The 20329-nt window shown below is 56.1% G+C and carries 18 protein-coding genes; 17 read left to right on the forward strand and 1 reads right to left on the reverse strand.

Annotated elements, in window-relative coordinates:
• The first annotated feature begins 92 nt into the window (after window positions 1-92).
• The 10 genes from CHB79_RS02795 to sthA all read left to right on the forward strand — a co-directional run bounded on the left by CHB79_RS02795 (window position 93) and on the right by sthA (window position 10572).
• Window positions 93-1559 (forward strand): glyceraldehyde-3-phosphate dehydrogenase, encoded by a 1467-nt coding sequence (locus CHB79_RS02795; protein WP_089358816.1) that lies wholly within the window; start codon window positions 93-95, stop codon window positions 1557-1559.
• 409 nt (window positions 1560-1968) lie between these two features.
• On the forward strand, window positions 1969-3306 hold the full coding sequence (locus CHB79_RS02800) for a Na(+)-translocating NADH-quinone reductase subunit A (RefSeq protein WP_010485169.1): 1338 nt from the start codon (window positions 1969-1971) through the stop codon (window positions 3304-3306).
• Between the two features lie 2 nt (window positions 3307-3308).
• A complete protein-coding gene (locus CHB79_RS02805) occupies window positions 3309-4520 on the forward strand; it encodes an NADH:ubiquinone reductase (Na(+)-transporting) subunit B (RefSeq protein WP_010485171.1) in 1212 nt (403 codons plus the stop codon).
• Window positions 4513-5301 carry a Na(+)-translocating NADH-quinone reductase subunit C gene (locus tag CHB79_RS02810; RefSeq protein ID WP_010485173.1) on the forward strand — a complete coding sequence of 263 codons (789 nt, stop codon included), beginning with the start codon at window positions 4513-4515 and terminating at the stop codon, window positions 5299-5301. The genes CHB79_RS02805 and CHB79_RS02810 overlap by 8 nt, the downstream gene beginning before the upstream one ends.
• The gene (locus tag CHB79_RS02815) at window positions 5298-5972 is read left to right on the forward strand and encodes an NADH:ubiquinone reductase (Na(+)-transporting) subunit D (protein WP_176443117.1); all 675 of its coding nucleotides are present in this window, start codon (window positions 5298-5300) and stop codon (window positions 5970-5972) included. Before CHB79_RS02810 ends, CHB79_RS02815 begins: the two co-directional genes overlap by 4 nt.
• Window positions 5972-6580, forward strand: coding sequence for an NADH:ubiquinone reductase (Na(+)-transporting) subunit E (nqrE, locus tag CHB79_RS02820; protein ID WP_010485177.1), 609 nt, complete (start codon window positions 5972-5974; stop codon window positions 6578-6580). The genes CHB79_RS02815 and nqrE overlap by 1 nt, the downstream gene beginning before the upstream one ends.
• A 15-nt stretch (window positions 6581-6595) precedes the next feature.
• Complete coding sequence (gene nqrF, locus CHB79_RS02825) at window positions 6596-7819, forward strand: NADH:ubiquinone reductase (Na(+)-transporting) subunit F (RefSeq protein ID WP_010485180.1); 1224 nt, start codon at window positions 6596-6598, stop codon at window positions 7817-7819.
• A 2-nt stretch (window positions 7820-7821) separates the two neighbouring features.
• Window positions 7822-8847, forward strand: a complete 1026-nt coding sequence (locus CHB79_RS02830) for an FAD:protein FMN transferase (RefSeq protein ID WP_089358818.1) — start codon at window positions 7822-7824, stop codon at window positions 8845-8847.
• A complete protein-coding gene (nqrM, locus tag CHB79_RS02835; protein ID WP_010485184.1) occupies window positions 8844-9071 on the forward strand; it encodes a (Na+)-NQR maturation NqrM in 228 nt (75 codons plus the stop codon). Before CHB79_RS02830 ends, nqrM begins: the two co-directional genes overlap by 4 nt.
• 106 nt (window positions 9072-9177) lie before the next feature.
• Window positions 9178-10572 (forward strand): Si-specific NAD(P)(+) transhydrogenase, encoded by a 1395-nt coding sequence (sthA, locus tag CHB79_RS02840; RefSeq protein ID WP_010485186.1) that lies wholly within the window; start codon window positions 9178-9180, stop codon window positions 10570-10572.
• A 184-nt stretch (window positions 10573-10756) separates the two neighbouring features.
• Here sthA and CHB79_RS02845 read toward each other — a convergent pair whose 3' ends face one another.
• Window positions 10757-12352 carry a GMC family oxidoreductase gene (locus CHB79_RS02845; RefSeq protein ID WP_089358819.1) on the reverse strand — a complete coding sequence of 532 codons (1596 nt, stop codon included), beginning with the start codon at window positions 12350-12352 and terminating at the stop codon, window positions 10757-10759.
• A gap of 133 nt (window positions 12353-12485) precedes the next feature.
• On the opposite strand from CHB79_RS02845, the gene CHB79_RS02850 reads away from it, so the two are divergent.
• The 7 genes from CHB79_RS02850 (at window position 12486) to CHB79_RS02880 (ending at window position 20329) form a co-directional block, all read left to right on the forward strand.
• On the forward strand, window positions 12486-13493 hold the full coding sequence (locus CHB79_RS02850) for an AraC family transcriptional regulator (protein ID WP_089358820.1): 1008 nt from the start codon (window positions 12486-12488) through the stop codon (window positions 13491-13493).
• A 174-nt stretch (window positions 13494-13667) separates the two neighbouring features.
• Window positions 13668-14618 carry a GlxA family transcriptional regulator gene (locus tag CHB79_RS02855; protein ID WP_010485193.1) on the forward strand — a complete coding sequence of 317 codons (951 nt, stop codon included), beginning with the start codon at window positions 13668-13670 and terminating at the stop codon, window positions 14616-14618.
• Window positions 14619-14797: 179 nt separating this feature from the next.
• A complete protein-coding gene (locus CHB79_RS02860; RefSeq protein ID WP_176443118.1) occupies window positions 14798-16258 on the forward strand; it encodes an ATP-binding protein in 1461 nt (486 codons plus the stop codon).
• Window positions 16259-16554: 296 nt separating this feature from the next.
• Window positions 16555-17379 carry an alpha/beta fold hydrolase gene (locus CHB79_RS02865; RefSeq protein WP_010485196.1) on the forward strand — a complete coding sequence of 275 codons (825 nt, stop codon included), beginning with the start codon at window positions 16555-16557 and terminating at the stop codon, window positions 17377-17379.
• Between the two features lie 41 nt (window positions 17380-17420).
• Window positions 17421-17831 (forward strand): DoxX family protein, encoded by a 411-nt coding sequence (locus CHB79_RS02870; protein ID WP_010485197.1) that lies wholly within the window; start codon window positions 17421-17423, stop codon window positions 17829-17831.
• Between the two features lie 17 nt (window positions 17832-17848).
• Entirely contained in the window at window positions 17849-18388 is a 540-nt protein-coding gene (locus CHB79_RS02875) for an antibiotic biosynthesis monooxygenase (protein WP_089358822.1), read from the forward strand.
• A 102-nt stretch (window positions 18389-18490) separates the two neighbouring features.
• Window positions 18491-20329 (forward strand): amidohydrolase, encoded by a 1839-nt coding sequence (locus CHB79_RS02880; RefSeq protein ID WP_089358823.1) that lies wholly within the window; start codon window positions 18491-18493, stop codon window positions 20327-20329.

Raw genomic sequence — 20329 nt, forward strand, 5'->3', positions numbered from 1 at the left:
GGGCGAAAGTGTCTGCTGTCAGTTTCGACAGGCGACATTGCCCCCGCGCTCGCGGATCGGCATAATGTAGCCCCTTTTTTCAGCCCCTACATATGTGGAAGGTACTGCCTGTGAATCAGAAGCCCGACCAGTGTCTTGGTGAGTGGATCGATCGAGAAGCCCTTGCGGAAGCGATGATTCCGATGATCGGCCAGCTCTATCGCAATAACAACGTGGTCACATCGATCTATGGTCGTAGCCTGATCAATCGTTCCGTTATTCAGATACTCAAAGCTCACCGTTATGCTCGCCACCGTATTGATGGTGATGTCGAGCTGTCGGTACACGACACGTTCCAGGTTCTCAAAACCATGGGCGAGCTCAAGCTGGGCGCGGCATCGATCGACCTTGGCCGCATGATGGCCAAGTTCGGAAAAGAAGCCAACGGCCGCAGCCTTGAGCAGTTCGTCCGTGAAGAGCTGGAGACCGTTAGCGGCCAGCAAAATGCCGCCGGGCGCAAAGGCACCGACGTTGTGCTTTACGGCTTCGGTCGTATTGGTCGCCTGTTGGCGCGCATCCTGATCGAAAAGACCGGTGGTGGCGATGGCCTGCGCCTGCGTGCCATTGTTGTGCGCAAGGGCGCCGACAATGACCTGGTCAAGCGCGCCAGCCTGCTGCGTCGCGACTCGGTACACGGCCCGTTCAATGGCACCATCACTGTCGATGAAGCCAACAACACCCTGAGCGCCAACGGTAACCTGATCCAGGTTATCTACTCCAACGACCCGGCGTCGATCGACTACACCGCTTACGGCATCGAAAACGCACTGCTGGTCGACAACACCGGCAAGTGGCGCGACGCCGAAGGCCTGGGTCAGCACCTCAAGTGCCCAGGCATCAATCGTGTGGTCCTGACCGCGCCAGGCAAGGGTGAGCTGAAGAATATCGTTCACGGTATCAACCACGCGGACATCAGCCCGGATGACAAGATCATCTCCGCTGCGTCCTGCACCACCAACGCCATTGTGCCGGTGCTCAAGGCTGTCGATGACAAATACGGCATCGTCAACGGCCACGTTGAAACCGTTCACTCCTACACCAACGACCAGAACCTGATCGATAACTTCCACAAAGGCAGTCGTCGTGGTCGTTCTGCAGCGTTGAACATGGTAATCACTGAAACCGGCGCGGCTACTGCGGCGGCCAAGGCTCTGCCTGTGCTGAAGGGCAAGCTGACCGGTAACGCGATTCGTGTTCCGACGCCGAACGTGTCGATGGCCATTCTCAACCTGAACCTTGAGAAGTCGACCACTCGCGAAGAAATCAACGAGTACCTGCGCTACATGGCGCTGCATTCGGACCTGCACAAGCAGATCGACTACGTGAACTCGCAAGAAGTGGTTTCGACTGACTTCGTTGGTTCCCGTCATGCCGGTGTTGTCGATGCCGAAGCCACCATCAGCAACGATAACCGCGTTGTATTGTATGTCTGGTACGACAACGAGTTCGGCTACAGCTGCCAGGTCGTCCGGGTGATGGAAGATATGGTCGGGGTCAACCCGCCAGCCTTTCCACGCTAAGACGCCTTAGCGCCATGAGAACGGGAGCCCAGGCTCCCGTTTTTTATGCCCTGGTTTTACTGGGTATCGGAGGGTTCTGACTGCCTGGTCGCGAAATCTGGCCGGTTGGGGGATAATGGGCGGATTAGGTTTTGATAAAGGCTTGGCTGTACAGGTGCTTTTAGTCGTATTCACGGCGTGGATTGATTGATCCAAACTATGAGCTTGTTGCCTCTTGTTACGTATCGCCTAAAAAAAGCCAAGCCTTGGGTGGTCAGTGGCTGGGGCCGTCTTTATAATCAAGCGGATTTTTTACCCGCGACCGATGCCGTCCATCATGCTGATTTATTTCAGTGTGTGCTTGCCTATTGGCTTTCTGGCGTCGTCCGTATTCTAAGAAGATTTCCAATATCAGTGGTTAGGCAAACCTATGATCAAAATTAAGAATGGGCTCGATTTGCCCATAACTGGCGCGCCGGCGCAACGTATCGAGGCCGCAAGGCCGGTACGTAGCGTCGCCGTCATAGGCTACGACTATCATGGTATGAAGCCTACGATGGAAGTCCAGGTGGGTGATCGGGTCAAGCTCGGGCAAGTACTGTTCGCTGACAAGAAAACCCCGGGGGTGGTCTATACCGCACCTGCGGCAGGCGTGATCAGCGCGATTCATCGCGGTGAGCGGCGTGTGCTGCAATCGGTGGTAATTGACATCGAGGGCGATGAGCAAGTGACTTTCGCTCAGTATCCGGCCAGTGAGCTGGCGGGGCTGAGCCATGAGAAAGTCCGCGAGAACCTGCAGCAGTCAGGCTTGTGGACTGCTTTGCGGACGCGCCCGTTCAGTAAGGTGCCTGCCATTGACGCGGTCCCTAACTCGATCTTCGTGACTGCGATTGATACCCATCCTCTGGCGGCTGATCCTGCGGTCGTTATCGCCGAGTACGCCACCGATTTTGAAAATGGTCTGCAGGTGCTTAGCACCTTCGGCAAGGTATTCCTGTGCAAGGCCGATGGTGCCAAGGTGCCTGGCGAGCAGCTACCGGGCGTGCAGGCAGAGGCATTTGCCGGGCCGCATCCTGCGGGTCTGGCAGGCACCCATATCCACTTCCTTGACCCGGTTACCGTGACCAAGAGCGTATGGTCGATCGGTTATCAGGATGTCATTGCAATCGGTAAGCTGTTTACCACCGGGCAGTTGTGGACTGACCGGGTTGTCTCGCTGGCTGGCCCGGTTGTCGAAACCCCGCGCCTGTTGCGTACTCGCCTGGGTGCGAACCTTGAGGAAATCACCGCTGGCGAACTCAAGCCTGGCGAAAACCGCGTTGTCTCGGGTTCTCTGCTCGGTGGTCGCACGGCGCAGGGCGCCTTTGCATTCCTGGGTCGTTATCACCAGCAGGTATCTTGCCTGGCCGAAGGCAATGACCGTGAAATGCTGCATTACCTGCGCGCGGGTGTGAACAAGCACTCGGTGCTGAATATTTTCGTATCCAAGCTGGCCGCGGCGAAGAAGTTTGCTTTTTCGACCACCACCAATGGCAGCCCGCGAGCGATGGTTCCCGTGGGCAACTACGAAGCTGTGATGCCACTGGATATCTTGCCGACACAGCTGCTGCGCTACCTGATCGTTGGTGACACCGAGATGGCCCAGAAGCTGGGTTGCCTGGAACTCGACGAAGAAGATCTGGCGTTGTGCACCTATGTCTGTGCTGGCAAGTATGAATATGGCCCGATCCTGCGCGATAACCTCGCAAGCATCGAGAAGGAGGGTTAATCGTGGGTATCCGTGCTTTTCTCGATAAAATCGAGCACAACTTTGAATCTGGCGGCAAGTATGAAAAGTGGTACGCCTTGTATGAGGCCGTTGACACTTTCTTCTATCGTCCCGGCAGCGTAACCAAGACCACCGCTCACGTGCGCGACGGTATTGACCTCAAGCGCATGATGATCACCGTCTGGATGTGTACCTTCCCGGCGATGTTCTTCGGCATGTGGAACACAGGCTACCAGGCCAACCTGATCTACAGTGCAAGCCCTGATCTGCTGGCAGCTCAAGAGGGCTGGCGCTTTGCCTTGATCAGCTCGTTGGCGGGCTTCGACCCGACCAGCATCTGGGATAACTTCATCCAGGGCGCAGCCTACTTCCTGCCGATTTATGCAACTGCCTTTATTGTTGGCGGTTTCTGGGAAGTACTGTTCGCCTCGATCCGTCGCCATGAAGTCAACGAAGGTTTCTTCGTGACCTCGGTGCTCTTTGCCTTGATCCTGCCGGCAAGCATTCCATTGTGGCAGGTGGCGTTGGGCATCAGCTTCGGCGTTGTCATCGGCAAGGAAGTCTTTGGCGGAACCGGCAAGAACTTCCTCAACCCGGCACTCGCGGGTCGTGCATTCCTGTTCTTCGCTTACCCGGCGCAGATGTCCGGTGATGCCGTATGGACCTCGGTTGACGGCTTTGCCGGCGCGACCTCGTTGGGCCTGGCCGCCGCCGGTGGCGTTGAAAACGTGATTGGCAATGGCATCACCTGGAGTAGTGCGTTTATTGGCACCATCAACGGCTCCATCGGTGAAACCAGCACCCTGGCGCTGCTGATCGGTGGCGGTATCCTGGTCATGACCAAGATCGCTTCGTGGCGCATCGTGGCTGGCGTAATGCTTGGCATGATCGGCTTGAGTTCGCTGTTCAACCTGATTGGCTCTGACACCAACCCGCTGTTCGCCATGCCGTGGTACTGGCATATGGTCGTGGGTGGTTTCGCATTCGGTATGTTCTTCATGGCCACCGATCCTGTGTCGGCCTCCATGACCAATACCGGCAAGTGGATTTTCGGTGCCCTGATCGGCTTTATGGTGGTGTTGATCCGTGTGGTCAACCCCGCATTCCCAGAAGGCATGATGCTGGCGATCCTGTTCGCCAACCTGTTTGCACCGCTGATCGACCACTTCGTTGTTCAAGCCAATATCAAGCGGAGGCTGGCGCGTAATGTCTAGTCAAAAAGAATCCACCGCACGCACGTTGCTGGTGGCCCTGTTGGTTTGCCTGGTGTGCTCGGTATTTGTTGCCGGCGCCGCCATTGCGTTGAAGCCAACGCAGCAGGACAATCGCCTGCTGGACAAGCAACGCAGCATCCTGGCTATCGCCAGCCTGGGTAATCCGGGCATGAGCGGCAAGGAAGTGAAGGCGTTGTTCGACCAGCGCATCACGGCAAAAATTGTCGACCTGCAAACCGGGACCTTCAGTGATGCCAAGGACCCGCTCAAGTACGAGCCGCTGCAAGGTGCTAAAGACCCGAACGAGTCAATTGCCCTGACACCAGAGCAAGACCTCGCCAAGCTCAAGCGCCGTGAGCGCTACACCATCGTCTATCTGGTTGAGACAGACGGCAAGCTTGATAAAGTGGTGTTGCCGATTCGTGGCCAGGGGCTGTGGTCGACCCTGTATGGCTTTATCGCACTGAAAGCCGACATGGACACCGTAAGCGGCTTTGGCTTCTACCAGCATGCCGAAACCCCAGGTTTGGGTGGTGAAGTCGATAACCCGAAATGGAAAGGCCTGTGGCCCGGCAAAACCATTTACTCAGACGATGGCAAAGTGGCGATCTCTGTAGTTAAAGGTGGTGTCGACCCGAAAAGCCCGAAGGCAGAGCATCAGGTTGATGCACTGGCTGGAGCGACACTGACCAGTAATGGCGTTGATCACCTGCTGAAGTTCTGGATGGGTGAACAAGGCTTCGGTCCGTTTCTCACTAAATTGCGCGCAGGGGAGGCTTGATCATGTCGCAGCCGACTATTAAAGAAGTCCTGCTCAATCCGATCTTCAACAACAACCCGATTGGTTTGCAGATTCTGGGTATCTGTTCCGCCCTGGCGGTAACCTCGAACCTCAAGACCGCATTGGTCATGTCGATCGCTTTGACCTTGGTAACCGGGTTCTCCAACCTGTTTATCTCGATGATCCGCAGTCAGATCCCAAGCTCGATCCGTATGATCGTGCAGATGGTGATCATTGCATCCCTGGTAATCCTGGTGGACCAGGTACTCAAGGCCTTTGCCTTTAGCCTGTCGAAACAGCTATCGGTATTTATCGGCCTGATCATCACCAACTGTATCGTGATGGGGCGTGCCGAAGCCTTTGCCATGCAGAACCCGCCGGTGCTGTCGTTCTTCGATGGTATCGGTAACGGCCTGGGCTACAGCGCCATGTTGATTGCCCTGGGCATTATCCGTGAGCTATTTGGTGCCGGTAAGTTGCTGGGCTTTGAAATCCTGCCGGTGATCAATGACGGCGGCTGGTACCAGCCAAATGGCATGTTGCTGTTGCCACCTTCAGCCTTCTTCCTGATCGGCCTGTTTATCTGGGGCATTCGTAGCTGGAAGAAAGATCAAGTGGAAAAGCCAAGCTTCAAAATTGCGCCACAGGTCTCGAATAAGGAGGCTTACTAATGGAACATTATCTGAGCCTTCTGGCCAAGGCGGTGTTCGTTGAGAACATGGCCCTGGCCTTCTTCCTGGGCATGTGTACCTTTATCGCGATCTCGAAGAAAGTAGAGACGGCGATTGGTCTGGGTATTGCCGTAATCGTGGTGCAGGTCATCACCGTTCCGGCCAACAACCTGATCTACACCTACCTGCTCAAAGACGGCGCGCTGGCCTGGGCTGGCCTGCCGGATGTAGACCTGAGCTTCCTTGGCTTGCTCAGCTATATCGGTGTAATCGCGGCCATCGTGCAGATCCTTGAGATGCTCCTGGATAAGTACGTGCCTGCGCTGTACAACGCCCTGGGTGTGTTCTTGCCGCTGATTACGGTTAACTGCGCAATCATGGGCGGTACCCTGTTCATGGTGCAGCGTGACTACAACCTGGCTGAAAGTACCGTTTATGGTTTCGGTTCGGGCCTGTCCTGGGCACTGGCGATTGCTGCCCTGGCCGGGATTCGCGAAAAGCTCAAGTACAGTGACGTACCGGCGGGGCTGCAAGGGCTGGGCATCACCTTCATCACCATCGGCTTGATGTCTCTGGGCTTCATGTCCTTCTCTGGCGTGCAGTTGTAAGGACGGGATGAACAGATGAATTACGAAATTTTTCTCGCAATAGGCATGTTCACCGCCATCGTTCTGGCGCTGGTGGTGATTATTTTGATGGCGCGGGCCAAGCTGGTATCCAGCGGCGACGTGAGCATCGAAATCAATGGTGAAAAGACCATAGTGGTCCCGGCGGGCGGCAAGTTGTTGCAAACCCTGGCGGCCAACAATGTGTTCTTGTCGTCAGCTTGCGGTGGCGGCGGTACCTGCGCCCAGTGCAAGTGTGTGATTGTTTCTGGCGGCGGCGAAATGCTCTCTACCGAGGAATCGCATTTCACCCGTCGTGAGGCCAAGGAAGGCTGGCGTTTGTCGTGCCAGGCTGCGGTCAAGCAGGACATGAAGATCGAAGTTCCGGAAGAGGTCTTCGGCGTCAAGAAGTGGGAATGCACCGTTGAGTCGAATCCCAACGTGGCCACCTTCATCAAGGAACTGACCCTCAAGTTGCCAGAAGGCGAGAGCGTTGATTTCCGTGCTGGCGGCTATGTGCAGCTTGAGTGCCCTCCGCACGAGGTGCATTACAAGGACTTCGATATCCAAGAGGAATATCGCGGCGATTGGGACAAGTTCAACCAGTGGAAGTACGTGTCCAAGGTTGAAGAGACGGTTATCCGTGCTTACTCGATGGCCAACTACCCGGAAGAAGTCGGTCTGGTCAAGTTCAACATCCGTATTGCATCGCCGCCACCCGGTAAGGATCACTTGCCGCCTGGCCAGATGTCTTCGTACGTGTTCAGCCTCAAGCCGGGTGACAAGGTTACTGTCTACGGGCCATTTGGTGAGTTCTTTGCCAAGGATACCGATGCAGAAATGGTCTTTATCGGCGGTGGTGCGGGCATGGCGCCAATGCGCTCGCACATCTTCGACCAGCTCAAGCGTTTGAAGTCGACACGCAAGATCAGCTTCTGGTACGGCGCACGCTCCATGCGTGAGGCGTTCTACAACGAAGAGTACGACCAACTCCAGGCCGAGAATCCGAACTTCGAGTGGCATCTGGCGTTATCTGACCCGCAACCCGAAGATAACTGGACAGGCCTCACAGGTTTCATTCACAACGTCCTGTACGAGAACTACCTGAAGGACCATCCGGCGCCTGAAGATTGTGAGTTCTACATGTGTGGCCCGCCAATGATGAACGCTGCAGTGATCAAGATGCTTGTTGATTTGGGTGTAGAGCAGGAAAACATCCTTCTCGACGACTTCGGCGGTTAATCATGAAGCATGCTGTACTTCAGCCCGTTATTGCTGTCGCCCTGGCGGCAGCCCTAACGGGCTGCTGGTTTTCGGACCGGATAGAAGAGTTTGGCGGCCCGACCATGGGCAGCAGTTACAGTGTCAAGTACGTTCACACTGACGCCACGCCTGATGTCGCCGAGGTCAAGCAAGAGACCGAGGCGATCCTGGCCGAGGTCGACCAGCAAATGTCGACCTACCGTGATGATTCATTGGTTTCCAAGTTCAACCAGGCGCCTGCCGGCAGTTGCATGCCGCTGCCAGCGAGCATGCTTGAGTTGGTCAAGGTTGGCGGTGAGTTGTCCGAGCAAAGCAATGGTGCCTTTGACCTCACTCTTGAGCCACTGCTCAATCTCTGGGGCTTTGGTCCCAAGGCCAGGGCCGAAAAAGTCCCAAGCCCTGAGCAGGTTGCCGAGGCGCGCAAGCAAATTGGTCACCAGCACCTGCATATCGACGACCAGTCGCTGTGTAAGGATGTCGACATTCAGCTCGACTTCAACAGCATCGCTGCAGGCTACACGGTTGATAAGATTGGCAAGCGACTCAACGAGTTGGGCATTAGCAGTTACCTGGTCGAAGCGACAGGCGAATTGAAGGCTGTTGGCAAGAAGCCAGATGGACAGCCCTGGCGCATTGCCATCGAAGCCCCGCGTGATGATGAGCGGGTGTCGCAAAAAATCCTTGCGCTAGACGGTTGCGGTATTTCTACTTCGGGCGATTACCGTAACTATTTTGAAGAGAATGGGGTGCGCTATTCACACACCATTGATCCGCAAACAGGCGCGCCCATTACCCACAAGTTGGCAGCGGTAACAGTGGCAAATCGCTCGACCTTGATGGCTGATGGCTTGTCCACCCTGCTGATGGTGCTTGGGCCAGAGCGCGGTATGGCTTACGCTAAGCAGGCAGGGATAGCTGCATTCTTCGTGACCCGTGGAGCCAATGGCTTCGTCACACACTCTAGCCCGGCATTCGAGCAGCTTTTTGCTGCAGGAGAAGAGCAATGACCTTTGTAATCGTATTTTTGGTTATGTTGCTGGTGGTCTCGATGATGGCCATTGGCGTCATCATGGGCCGTAAACCCATCGCTGGTTCGTGCGGCGGTATCGCCAACCTGGGCATCGAAAAAGAATGCTCTATCTGTGGCGGTAGCCGTGAGAAGTGCGAAGAGGTCAACAGTGTCGATCCTGCCAAGCAAACCACGTTGGCCTACGACGCAAGCAAGCTTTGATAGCGGTTTTGCAATACGCGAGTTTCTGATTGCCGCGCTGTGATTGGCAGCGTCGGCCCTGCCGCGAGCGCATAGATAGTGCTGCGGCGTGATCTGAGGAGTAAACATGGCGGTCTACAACTACGATGTAGTGGTGTTGGGTTCCGGCCCGGCGGGTGAAGGCGCAGCAATGAACGCGGTAAAAGCCGGTCGCAAGGTTGCTGTGATCGACAGTCGTCGTGAAGTAGGGGGCAACAGTACTCACCTGGGGACAGTGCCATCGAAGGCCTTGCGTCACTCGGTTCGTCAGATCATGCAGTTCAACACCAACCCGATGTTTCGCCAAATCGGCGAGCCGCGCTGGTTTTCATTTCCGGATGTACTGAAAAGCGCAGAGCGGGTCATTTCCAAGCAGGTTTCTTCGCGCACCGGTTACTACGCGCGCAACCGTATTGATGTATTTCATGGCACAGCCAGCTTTGCCGATGAACATACGATTGAAGTGGTTTGTCCAAACGGTGCTGTCGAGAAACTGGTGGCCAAGGACATCGTCATTGCTACCGGTTCGCGTCCATACCGTCCAGAGGGCGTTGATTTTACTCACCCGCGGGTTTATGACAGCGACACCATCCTGACCTTGAGCCACACGCCACGGCGCCTGATCATCTACGGAGCCGGGGTGATCGGTTGTGAATATGCATCGATTTTCAGCGGGCTTGGTGTATTGGTCGACCTGATCGACAACCGTGATCAACTGCTTAGCTTCCTTGACGCTGAAATCTCCGATGCCTTGAGCTACCACCTGCGTAACACCAATGTATTGATTCGTCATAACGAAGAATACGAGCGTATCGAAGGGGTGGATAACGGCGTCGTCCTGCACCTCAAGTCAGGCAAGAAGATCAAGGCCGATGCGCTGCTCTGGTGCAATGGCCGCACCGGCAACACCGACAAACTGGCACTGGAGAACATTGGTCTGAAAGCCAATGGCCGTGGCCAGCTGGATGTTGACGAGCATTACCGCACAGCGGTGCCAAACATCTACGCAGCCGGTGATGTGATCGGCTGGCCAAGCCTGGCCAGCGCCGCATTTGACCAGGGGCGTTCGGCTTCCGGCAGCATTGTCGAGAACGATAGCTGGCGTTTCGTCAACGATGTGCCAACCGGCATTTACACCATTCCTGAGATCAGCTCTATCGGCAAGAACGAGCGCGAACTGACCCAGGACAAAGTCCCCTACGAAGTGGGTAAGGCGTTCTTCAAGGGCATGGCCCGCGCACAGATTTCCAGCGAGCCGGTCGGCATGCTGAAAATCCTGTTTCACCGTGAAACCCTTGAGGTTCTGGGTGTGCATTGTTTTGGTTACCAGGCCTCGGAGATCGTGCACATCGGCCAGGCGATCATGAACCAGAAAGGCGAGGCCAATACCCTCAAGTATTTCGTTAACACCACCTTCAACTACCCGACCATGGCTGAAGCCTACCGGGTTGCTGCCTTCGATGGTCTAAACCGGCTTTTTTGAGCGGCTCCGACCGGTGGCCTGAGCCGGTTGGGGATGACCCGTTCAGTAACTCCAGGGATTGGCAGTGGCCGAATCGGGAGAGTTACTGATTAGGCTAAATAAAAAAACCGGCAATTATTGCCGGTTTTTTTACGGGTGCAGGTTTTGTTCAGTTGCACGGGTCTTGCTGGCGGCAGGCCTTTGCTCAAACAGCGGCTTGGGCCTGGATGATCCACTCAGCCGCGCGCTCGGCAATCATGATGGTGCCAGCGTTGGTGTTGCCGCCAACCAGTGTCGGCATCACGGAGGCGTCGACTACGCGCAGGTTCTCGATGCCATGTACACGCAGATGGCTATCAACCACTGCATTGTCATCATTGCCCATTTTGCAGGTGCCGACCGGGTGGTAAATGCTGTCTGCACGAGAGCGGATGCTTTGCAGCAGTTCTTCGTCTGTCAGCTTGTCGGTGCCGTATATGTCTTTCAACTGATATTCAGCCATCGGCGCTTGCTTGATGATCTCCTGCGCCATGCGATAACCCTTGAGCATGGTTTTCAAGTCATCTTCATGGCCGAGCAGGTTGGGATCGATTTTCGGCGCCATTGCCGGGTCGCTGGAGTTCAGGCCAACGCTACCGACGCTCTTTGGCCGCAGCACGCAAATGTGGCAACTGAAACCGTGTCCCCAGTGCAGCTTGCGGTTGTGGTCATCGATCAGCGCGATTACCGAGTGCAGCTGGACATCGGGGCGATCGAGTGTCGGGTCGGTCTTCAGGAAAGCACCGCCCTCGGCGCAGTTGCTGGCAAATGGTCCGGTTTTAGTGCGGGTGTATTGCCAAAGGGCTTTGCCCATCTTGGGCGAGCCGGTGATGGATACCCCCAATAGCGAGGTGTTCGGACTGCTGTAGGAAATCACCACGTCAGGGTGATCCTGCAATTGCTGGCCAACTCCGCGCAGTTCATGCAGCACTGCAATACCCTGGGGTTCCAGGTCCTCTTTGCGGCCAATCCCGGAAAGCATCAGCAAGTGCGGGCTGCCAAATGCACCTGCGCTAAGCAGTACTTCCTTACGGGCCTTGAGTTGCTGGTTTTTGCCCTTGTGCCGGATGGACACGCCAACGGCTTTCTTGCCGTCGAGTATAATGCGTTCAACCAGTGCGCCGGTAATCACCTTGAGGTTGCTGCGCTGTTCGCGGATAGGTTTCAAGAACGCCGTGGCGGTGCTCCAGCGGCGGCCGTTGTGAATGGTCACATCATAGGCGCCAACGCCTTCTTGCTGCTCGCCGTTGAAGTCTGGATTGTAGGTGTGGCCAGCACTGATGCCTGACTCGATAAAGGCCTTGGTCACGGCATGGGGCGCAAGCTGGTCAACAAACAGCTCGCCTTCACCGCCATGAAATTGATTGGCGCCGCCGTGGTAAGACTCGCTTTTGCGAAAGTAGGGCAGGACATCGTCATAGCCCCAGCCGTCGTTGCCCAGCGCTTTCCAGTCCTCGTAGTCACTGCGGTCGCCGCGAATGTAGATCATGCCGTTGATCGAACTACTGCCGCCCAGGGTCTTGCCGCGCGGTTGGTAGCCAATTCGATTGCCAAGGCCTTTTTGCGCGATTGTGTCGAATGCCCAGTTCACGTGGCGAGTCGGCAAAATGGCAGCAACCCCCACGGGGGTATGGATCAGCGGTGAGGTGTCTTCAGAACCTGCCTCAAGCAGACAAACGGACACTTCAGGGTTTGCACTCAGTCGATTGGCCAGTACACAACCTGCTGAGCCAGCACCAATGATGATGTAGTCAAATTGCATGAGGAGATCCCTGTTTTAATTGTTGTAGTCACATTGCAGGGTAGGCAATGCAGTCATTGTTTGTAGGGTCATTGTTCGCTTACCTGTGGTAAATTAATTGATCTTTGATGACTTTTAATTGATTTCAAGCGACATGACCGCACTTATTCGAACGACTTCATTCACGGGTTTCCGAGAGCTTGTGGGGCAATTGGGGGGCGATCCGTTGCTGCTGTTGGAGCGGTTCCGGGTTCCCATACATTTGCTCGACGAAGAAGATGCCTCGGTGCCGCTACGCACCCTGGTCGCATTGCTGGAGTGTGCGGCTGAGGAGTTCGACTGTCCTGATTTCGGCCTGCGCATGGCGGAATACCAGGACATCCATATCCTCGGACCCGTGGCGATTATTGCGCGAAGTTCTGCAACCGCCGGGCAAGCCCTGGCTGAACTGGTGCGCTTTATTGGTTATCACAGCCCGGGTATCGAACTGGACCTGGATTTATCCCAGGCTGATGCACCGCGCATGTCCGTTGATATTCGCCTGCCCGGCGTGCATATGCAGCGGCAGATGGTTGAGCTGGCAATGGGGGTGGCGCATAACATCATGAGGTTGCTGTTCGGCAGCTCTTTTGCCGCTCAGTCGGTGCTGCTCAGCGGCATCAGCCCCTTGCCGCAGGCGCGTTATCGACGCTATTTCAAGACTTCGGTGTATGACGCCCAGCCACTCAATGCCTTTGTGCTGACCCATGAACAGCTGGGGCGACGTATCGAGCAGCAAGACCCCAGCCTGCACCGAGCGATGGTCCAATACCTGAGTCAGATCGGTGCTGAAAGGCCTGTGAGCCTGGTCCAGCAGGTTGAGCGCCTGATTTTCCGGCTGTTGCCGACCAACCGCTGCCGTCTTTTGATTATTGCCGCACAGCTTGGCATGCATCCGCGCTTGTTGCAGCGGCGTCTTGCCGAGGAAGGTTGCCGCTTTGATGAGTTGGTCGAGCAGGTGCGTCGGAACCGGGCCGAGCACTATTTAAGTGAGCGGCACATGCCCATGTCACAAGTGGCGGGCCTGCTCGGTTACAGCGAGCAAAGCGTGTTCAATCGTTCTTGTAAGCGCTGGTTTGGCTTGACGCCGGGTGAGTACCGTCGCCAGTTGCTGAACGGCTAAGGCTTGCACGCCAGAAGTATTGCCCTGATTAACCGGGGCTGGTTGGCATTTAGCGCATTTCGTTGCGTAATGTTATGAATTAATTGGATTTTTATCAGTCAGTGAGCCGCTTGCCTGTACTCTATAATTGCCTAACCTTTAGGCGAAGGTTTTTATTTTTGCGGATCATGGTTGATGAAAACGGTCGCGGTCATTTTGTTTCCCGAACTCCTGCTGCTCGATGTCGCCGGGCCGGTAGAGGTTTTCTCTATTGCCAACCGATACCTTGAGCCCCAAGACCGTTACGAGATCCTGACAATCGCCTCGGACAGCCTGGCGGTCCGCACCTCAAGTGGAATAACGCTCACGGCAGACAGCCATATCGACCAGGCCGGCGGCTTCTACGATGTGTTGATCGTCCCGGGTGGTCCGGGTGCCTACAAGCAGGCATTCCCAGCGTTGCAGTGCTGGCTGCGCAAGATCACCAGCCAGGTCCAACTGTTTGCCTCGGTCTGTACCGGCGCATTTATCCTGGGGCAGGCTGGCCTGCTGGACGGGCGGCGGGTCACCACGCATTGGAACTACACTGAACGACTGGCTGAAAAATACCCCGAGGCCAAGGTTGAAACCGACCAGATATTCGTCCGGGACGGCAACCTGATCACCTCGGGCGGTGTTACCACCGGCATTGATCTGGCTTTGTCGATCATTGCTCAAGACCATGGCAAGAAGATTGCCTTGTCCGTTGCCAAGGTGCTCCTGGTGGTGATGCAGCGGCAGGGCGGGCAAATGCAATTTAGCCCCTTGGTTGCTGATGTGGCCAAGGATGATTCGCCTATTTTCAGGGTGCGCAACTACGTCCTGGAAAACGTCACTGAGGATTTCAGTGTTGAACGCATGGCCAGCCTGGCGGCCATGAGTGCCCGTCACTTTGCGCGAACCTTCACCCGTGAGGTGAATATGACGCCTATGGAGTTTGTCCAAAGCGCCAGGATCGACAATGCGAGACGTCTTCTTGAAAGCAGTAATTTGCCTTTAAAAACAGTTGCCTACAGAAGTGGCTTTGGCAGCGCGCGACATATGCGCCATCTTTTCGTAGAAAAACTGGGGTTGCCGCCAAGCCAATATCGCCGACAGTTCAGCTAGCGGGTTCGGGTGTCCGTATTGGGCATCTCATTGGCAGTATCGCCCCCCATGGGCAAGCTTGGTTGTCTTAAATCTTTGCCAGAATACAAGGGAACCCTTCAGCAGGAGGAGCGCTGGCCTCTTGACGAGATGTGACCATCAAGCGCTTGCAAGGCATGAGTACACTCAGAAGTCTTTGTTTGGATGAGATACGCCGGTTCGGCTCGTTCAGTTTTTATGTACAGCGTCGCGTTGTATTGCAGGGCGATCGGCCACTCCGGGTCGGCAGCAAGGCGTTGGATATCCTGCACTTGCTGATTGAAAACGCCGGGTCGGTGGTCAGCAAGGAGGCAATCATTGCCCATGTGTGGCCAAGCACTGTCGTAGAAGATACCAATTTGCGCGTGCATATAGCCGCACTGCGCCGGGTGTTGGGTGACGGTTTGAATGGCCAGCGCTATATCGTCAATATTCCACAGCGTGGCTACAGTTTTGTCGCCGATGTGCAGACCACGGCTGCGGATATCGCTGGCCTGGAACAGCGGGCAACCGCTCCCACCAAGTTGCCCGCGCTCCTGACCTCGATCAAGGGCCGCGAGGCGGTTATCGATCACTTGGTCAGGCAATTACCCGGTCGACGACTGATGACCCTGGTGGCCGATGGCGGCATGGGCAAGACTGTGGTGGCGGTTCGCGTTGCCGAATTAGTCCTTGAGTATTACCAGGATGGCGTGGTCTTTGTTGATCTGGCAGCGGTAATCCATCCTTCGCTGCTGCCGGCTCAGGTTTGCTGCGCACTGGGCCTGAGCTTCGACCAGCAACAGCCGCTTGAGTGTCTGCATGAGTATTTGCACGGACGCCACTTATTGCTTTTGCTGGATAATTGCGAGCACCTGGTCAATGCCTGTGCAGAAATGGTCGAGGCTCTGCTCAAGAACGCACCGCGGCTATCGATCTTGGCAACCAGCCGCGAGCCACTCTTGGTTGCGCTGGAAAATGTGCTGCGCCTGCCGGCTCTGACCTTTGCCCAGGATGCCTCAGGGCTCAGCGTCGCCGATGCCATGACCTACGGCGCGATACAGCTATTTGTTCAGCGCGTTGCAGCGCAGCAGCAAGACTTCAGCCTGAATATTTCGGATGTGCCGGCAGTGGTGGATATTTGCCGGCAACTGGAGGGCTCGCCCCTGGCTATTGAGCTGGCAGCGGGTTACGTCAGCGTATTCGGCTTAAAAGGTATGTGCGAGCAATTAAATGGCAATTTCCTGTTGGCCATGCAAGGCACGCGGACGGCCTTTATGCGTCAGCATTCGCTCCGCGCTTCCCTGGACTGGAGCTATGCGCTGCTAACGGTTACGGAGCAGGTGATCCTGCAGCGTTTTGCTCTGTTTGACGGGGCTGTAACCCTCGAACAGGCGATTAATGCCATCAGTTGCAGGCATGTCAGCGAGTCGGACATTTTCGAGGCGATAGTGCAGTTGGCGGCCAAGTCATTATTGGTTGTTGAGATGGGCGAGGAGGCCGTGCATTACCGGCTGCTCAAGGTTACTCGCATCTATGCCCTGGAAAAGCTCAAGGCCGGCGAGGACTTTTCGGTCCTGCGTGCAGAGTATGTCCAGCAGCGCCAGATGCGAGCGATCGAACAGGATCGCGATTACTGCTGAGCTGTTGCCTGTCTTGTATTTTTCGTGGGCTGTCCTTGCACCACAAACCGAAGCTAGCCTGTCCTTTGTGCTTCACCGGTAAATCCCTGCCTAACGACGATTAACAACCCTTAACTCGCACTCTTGCTGATCAGGGCTGAATATGCAGCCAGACCAGCAATTTGCGTCGTGCGCAAGAGCTCAGCGAGTCGTCTGCCACCCTGGGCTTGAACCTGTGGCTCAACGCTGAACTGATCAAGCAACTGAAGTAAGGGCAAACAATCCGCGTTCCCACTTATTTTGCAGAGGATTTTCAGATGAGCACCATTACCACCCGTGACGGCGTTGAAATCTATTACAAGGACTGGGGCAGCGGCCAGCCAATAGTCTTTAGCCACGGCTGGCCTTTGACGGCCGATAGCTGGGAGTCGCAGATGCTGTTCCTGGCCGACCAGGGGTATAGGGTCATTGCCCATGATCGTCGTGGCCACGGGCGCTCTAGCCAGCCATGGGAGGGTAATGACATGGATCATTACGCCGATGACCTGGCCGAGCTGATCGAGGCGCTTGATCTCAAGAATGCAGTATTACTGGGCTTCTCGACAGGTGGCGGTGAAGTTGCACGCTATGTCGGTCGTCATGGCACTGCCCGGGTTGCCAAGCTGGGACTTATCTCCGCAGTGCCACCCTTGATGCTGCAGACGCCGGACAACCCCGAGGGTGTGCCGATTGAGGTGTTCGACGGTATTCGCGCCGGCTCTATCGAAAACCGTTCGCAACTCTATAAAGACCTGGCCAGCGGGCCATTCTTCGGCTTCAACCGCCCAGGTGCCGTGACCTCCCAAGGCATGGTCGACTGGTTCTGGATGCAGGGCATGCTCGGTGGCCACAAGAACACCTATGACTGCATTGCAGCCTTTTCTGCCACGGACTTTACCGAGGACTTGAAGAAGTTCGATGTGCCGACCCTGGTGGTGCATGGCGATGACGACCAGGTCGTACCCATTGGCCGTGGCGGCCAAGCGTCAGCCAAGCTGGTAGCTGGCGCCAAGCTGATTGTATATCCAGGCGCGCCCCACGGCCTGACAGACACGCACAAGGATCAGCTTAACGCAGATTTGCTGGCCTTTATAAAAGGTTGAGTCCATCTGCGCCAAGCCAGCAATAGTAGTGAGGTGCAGCCATGCGCAATGCCGTCGATTGGGCGCTTTTATTCTTGCGGGTTAGCGCCTCGCTACTGTTGTTGCAGGTTCACGGGCTGCCAAAGTTGCTGCATTTCAGCCAGCAGGCCCAGGTCATTGAAGACCCATTTGGCTTGGGCGGCGCGCTAACGGTCAGCTTGGCCATTTTTGCCGAAGTGCTGTGTCCGCTGCTGGTTATCCTAGGGATTTTTACCCGTCTGGCCTGCTTGCCGGTGGTGTTCTTGTTGTTGGTTTCGTTGTTGCTGGTTCATCCGCAGTGGAATTTGGAGGATGGCCAGTTTGCCTGGTTGCTCTTGATCATTTTCACCGCTCTGGCAATAGCAGGGGGCGGCCAGTTTGCCGTCGGGCGCCGTAGCTTTATTTGGCAAGGTAGGTTGCAGTGGGCTCACTAGACCCAGCCGGGGATGCAATGAAAGAACTCGATATTGTCACCTTGATTGTGCGCCATCGGGTCAAGCCGGCGCAGCAACCCGCTTACGAGAAGTGGCTGCGCCGGACCACGCAGATAGCCAGCACATACCCTGGACACCTGGGTGTCAACGTGATGCGTGATGCTGGCCAGTTCATCTGTGTGCTGCGTTTCGCCGGAACGGCTGAGTTACAGCACTGGCTGGATTCCAGTGAGCGCCGCCATTTGATCGAGGAGGTGGCGCCTTTGCTCGACGAGGGTGACCAGACCCAGGTAGAGACCACCCGCGAGTTTTGGTTTACCCCGGCCAATACCCAGCCAGCGCCGCGCTGGAAGCAGGCTTGCGTCACCTTCATGGTGATATTGCCACTCAGTTTGCTGGTGCCCTTGCTTTGGCAACCGCTCTTCCAGCGGATGCCTTTGCTGGCGGGTTACTGGGCCAGCAATGTGGTGATCACGCTGAGCATTGTTCTATTGGTGGTTTATTTCTTTATGCCGCGGGCGACGGCTTTATTTGCCCGCTGGCTGAGCCCGCATTGAAGCCGATGTACACCGGTTTAGTCGACAGCAGCAGTGATTTGATCTGCTGTATCAAGCGCCGCAGTTGCTGGCGTATTACCCAAGATATCGAAGGGAAAAGCCATGAGCGCTGATTTGATTCTGTTTAACGGTCGTCTGCACACGGTAGACCGCGAAAAGCCCGAGGCCACGGCGGTCGCGATCAAGGACGGACGTTTCGTGGTGGTCGGCAGTGATGCCGAAGCCATGGCCATGCGCAACAGCGCAACTCAAGTGGTCGATCTACAGCGTCGCACTGTAGTGCCTGGCCTCAATGACTCGCACCTGCACTTGATACGCGGTGGACTCAATTACAACCTGGAGCTGCGCTGGGAGGGCGTGCCATCACTGGCCGATGCCTTGCGCATGCTCAAGGCTCAAGCCGAGGTTACCCCCGCACCACAATGGGTGCGAGTGGTTGGCGGCTGGAATGAATTCCAGTTCGCCGAGAAGCGCATGCCAACACTTGATGAGCTCAACCAGGCGGCGCCGGACACACCTGTATTTGTTCTGCATCTGTACGACCGTGCGCTGCTTAATCGTGCGGCGCTGCGAGTGGTGGGGTACGACCGCAATACGCCAAACCCTCCGGGCGGGGAAATCCAGCGTGATGCCAATGGCGATCCAACCGGAATGCTGGTGGCCAAGCCCAATGCCATGATTCTCTACTCGACGCTGGCCAAGGGGCCGAAGTTGCCGCTGGAATACCAGGTCAACTCGACGCGTCAATTCATGCGTGAACTCAATCGTCTTGGCGTCACCAGCGCGATTGACGCCGGTGGCGGATTCCAGAACTACCCTGACGATTATGCCGTCATCGAGGAACTGGCCAAGGCCAAGCAGTTGACCGTACGCATCGCCTACAACCTGTTTACCCAGCGGCCCAAGGAAGAACTGACGGATTTCAAGAACTGGACGGGTTCGGTGAAGCTGCACCAGGGTGACGATTTTCTGCGGCACAACGGTGCCGGTGAGATGCTGGTGTTCTCCGCGGCTGACTTCGAGGATTTCGTCGAGCCGCGTCCAGATCTGGCGCCCGACATGGAGGCTGAACTGGAGCCGGTTGTGCGTCATCTGGTCGAGCAGCGCTGGCCGTTCCGTTTGCATGCAACCTATGACGAATCCATCTCGCGCATGCTGGATGTGTTCGAGAAGGTTAACCAGGATATTCCCTTTGATGGCTTGCCCTGGTTCTTTGATCACGCCGAGACCATCACGCCAAGGAATATCGAGCGGGTCCGAGCCCTGGGCGGGGGAATCGCCATTCAGGACCGCATGGCATTCCAGGGCGAGTACTTTGTCGACCGCTACGGCAAGCAGGCCGCAGAACAGACGCCGCCGATCCAGCGCATGCTCGCCGAGGGCGTGCCCGTGGGTGCGGGCACCGATGCAACCCGTGTTTCCAGCTACAACCCCTGGACTTCTCTTTATTGGTTGGTGAGCGGTAAGACGGTTGGCGGCATGGCGCTGTACCCCGAAGGTTTGTCGCGGGCAACGGCCTTGCAACTGTTTACCCATGGCAGTGCCTGGTTTTCGTCGGAGCAGGGCAAGAAAGGCCAGATCAAAGTAGGGCAACTGGCAGACGTGATTGCCTTGTCGGCGGATTACTTCTCGGTCGATGAAGAGGCGGTCAAATGGATTGAGTCGGTGTTGACGGTCGTCGGTGGCGAAGTGGTGTATGCCAGCGAAGAGTTCAGCAAATTATCACCGCCTTCGGTACCGGTCATGCCGGACTGGTCGCCAGTGATCAATGTGCCAGGGCATTGGCGGCTGAATGCGCCCATGGCGCAACAGGTCCATCAATGTGTTGGTGCCTGCGCGGTGCATGCACATAGCCATGAAAAAGCACGACTATCATCGGCTCCAGTCAGCGACTTCCAGGGGTTCTGGGGCGCATTCGGGTGTTCCTGTTTTGCCTTCTGA

Source organism: Pseudomonas segetis (genome assembly GCF_900188155.1).
Classification (GTDB): domain Bacteria; phylum Pseudomonadota; class Gammaproteobacteria; order Pseudomonadales; family Pseudomonadaceae; genus Aquipseudomonas; species Aquipseudomonas segetis.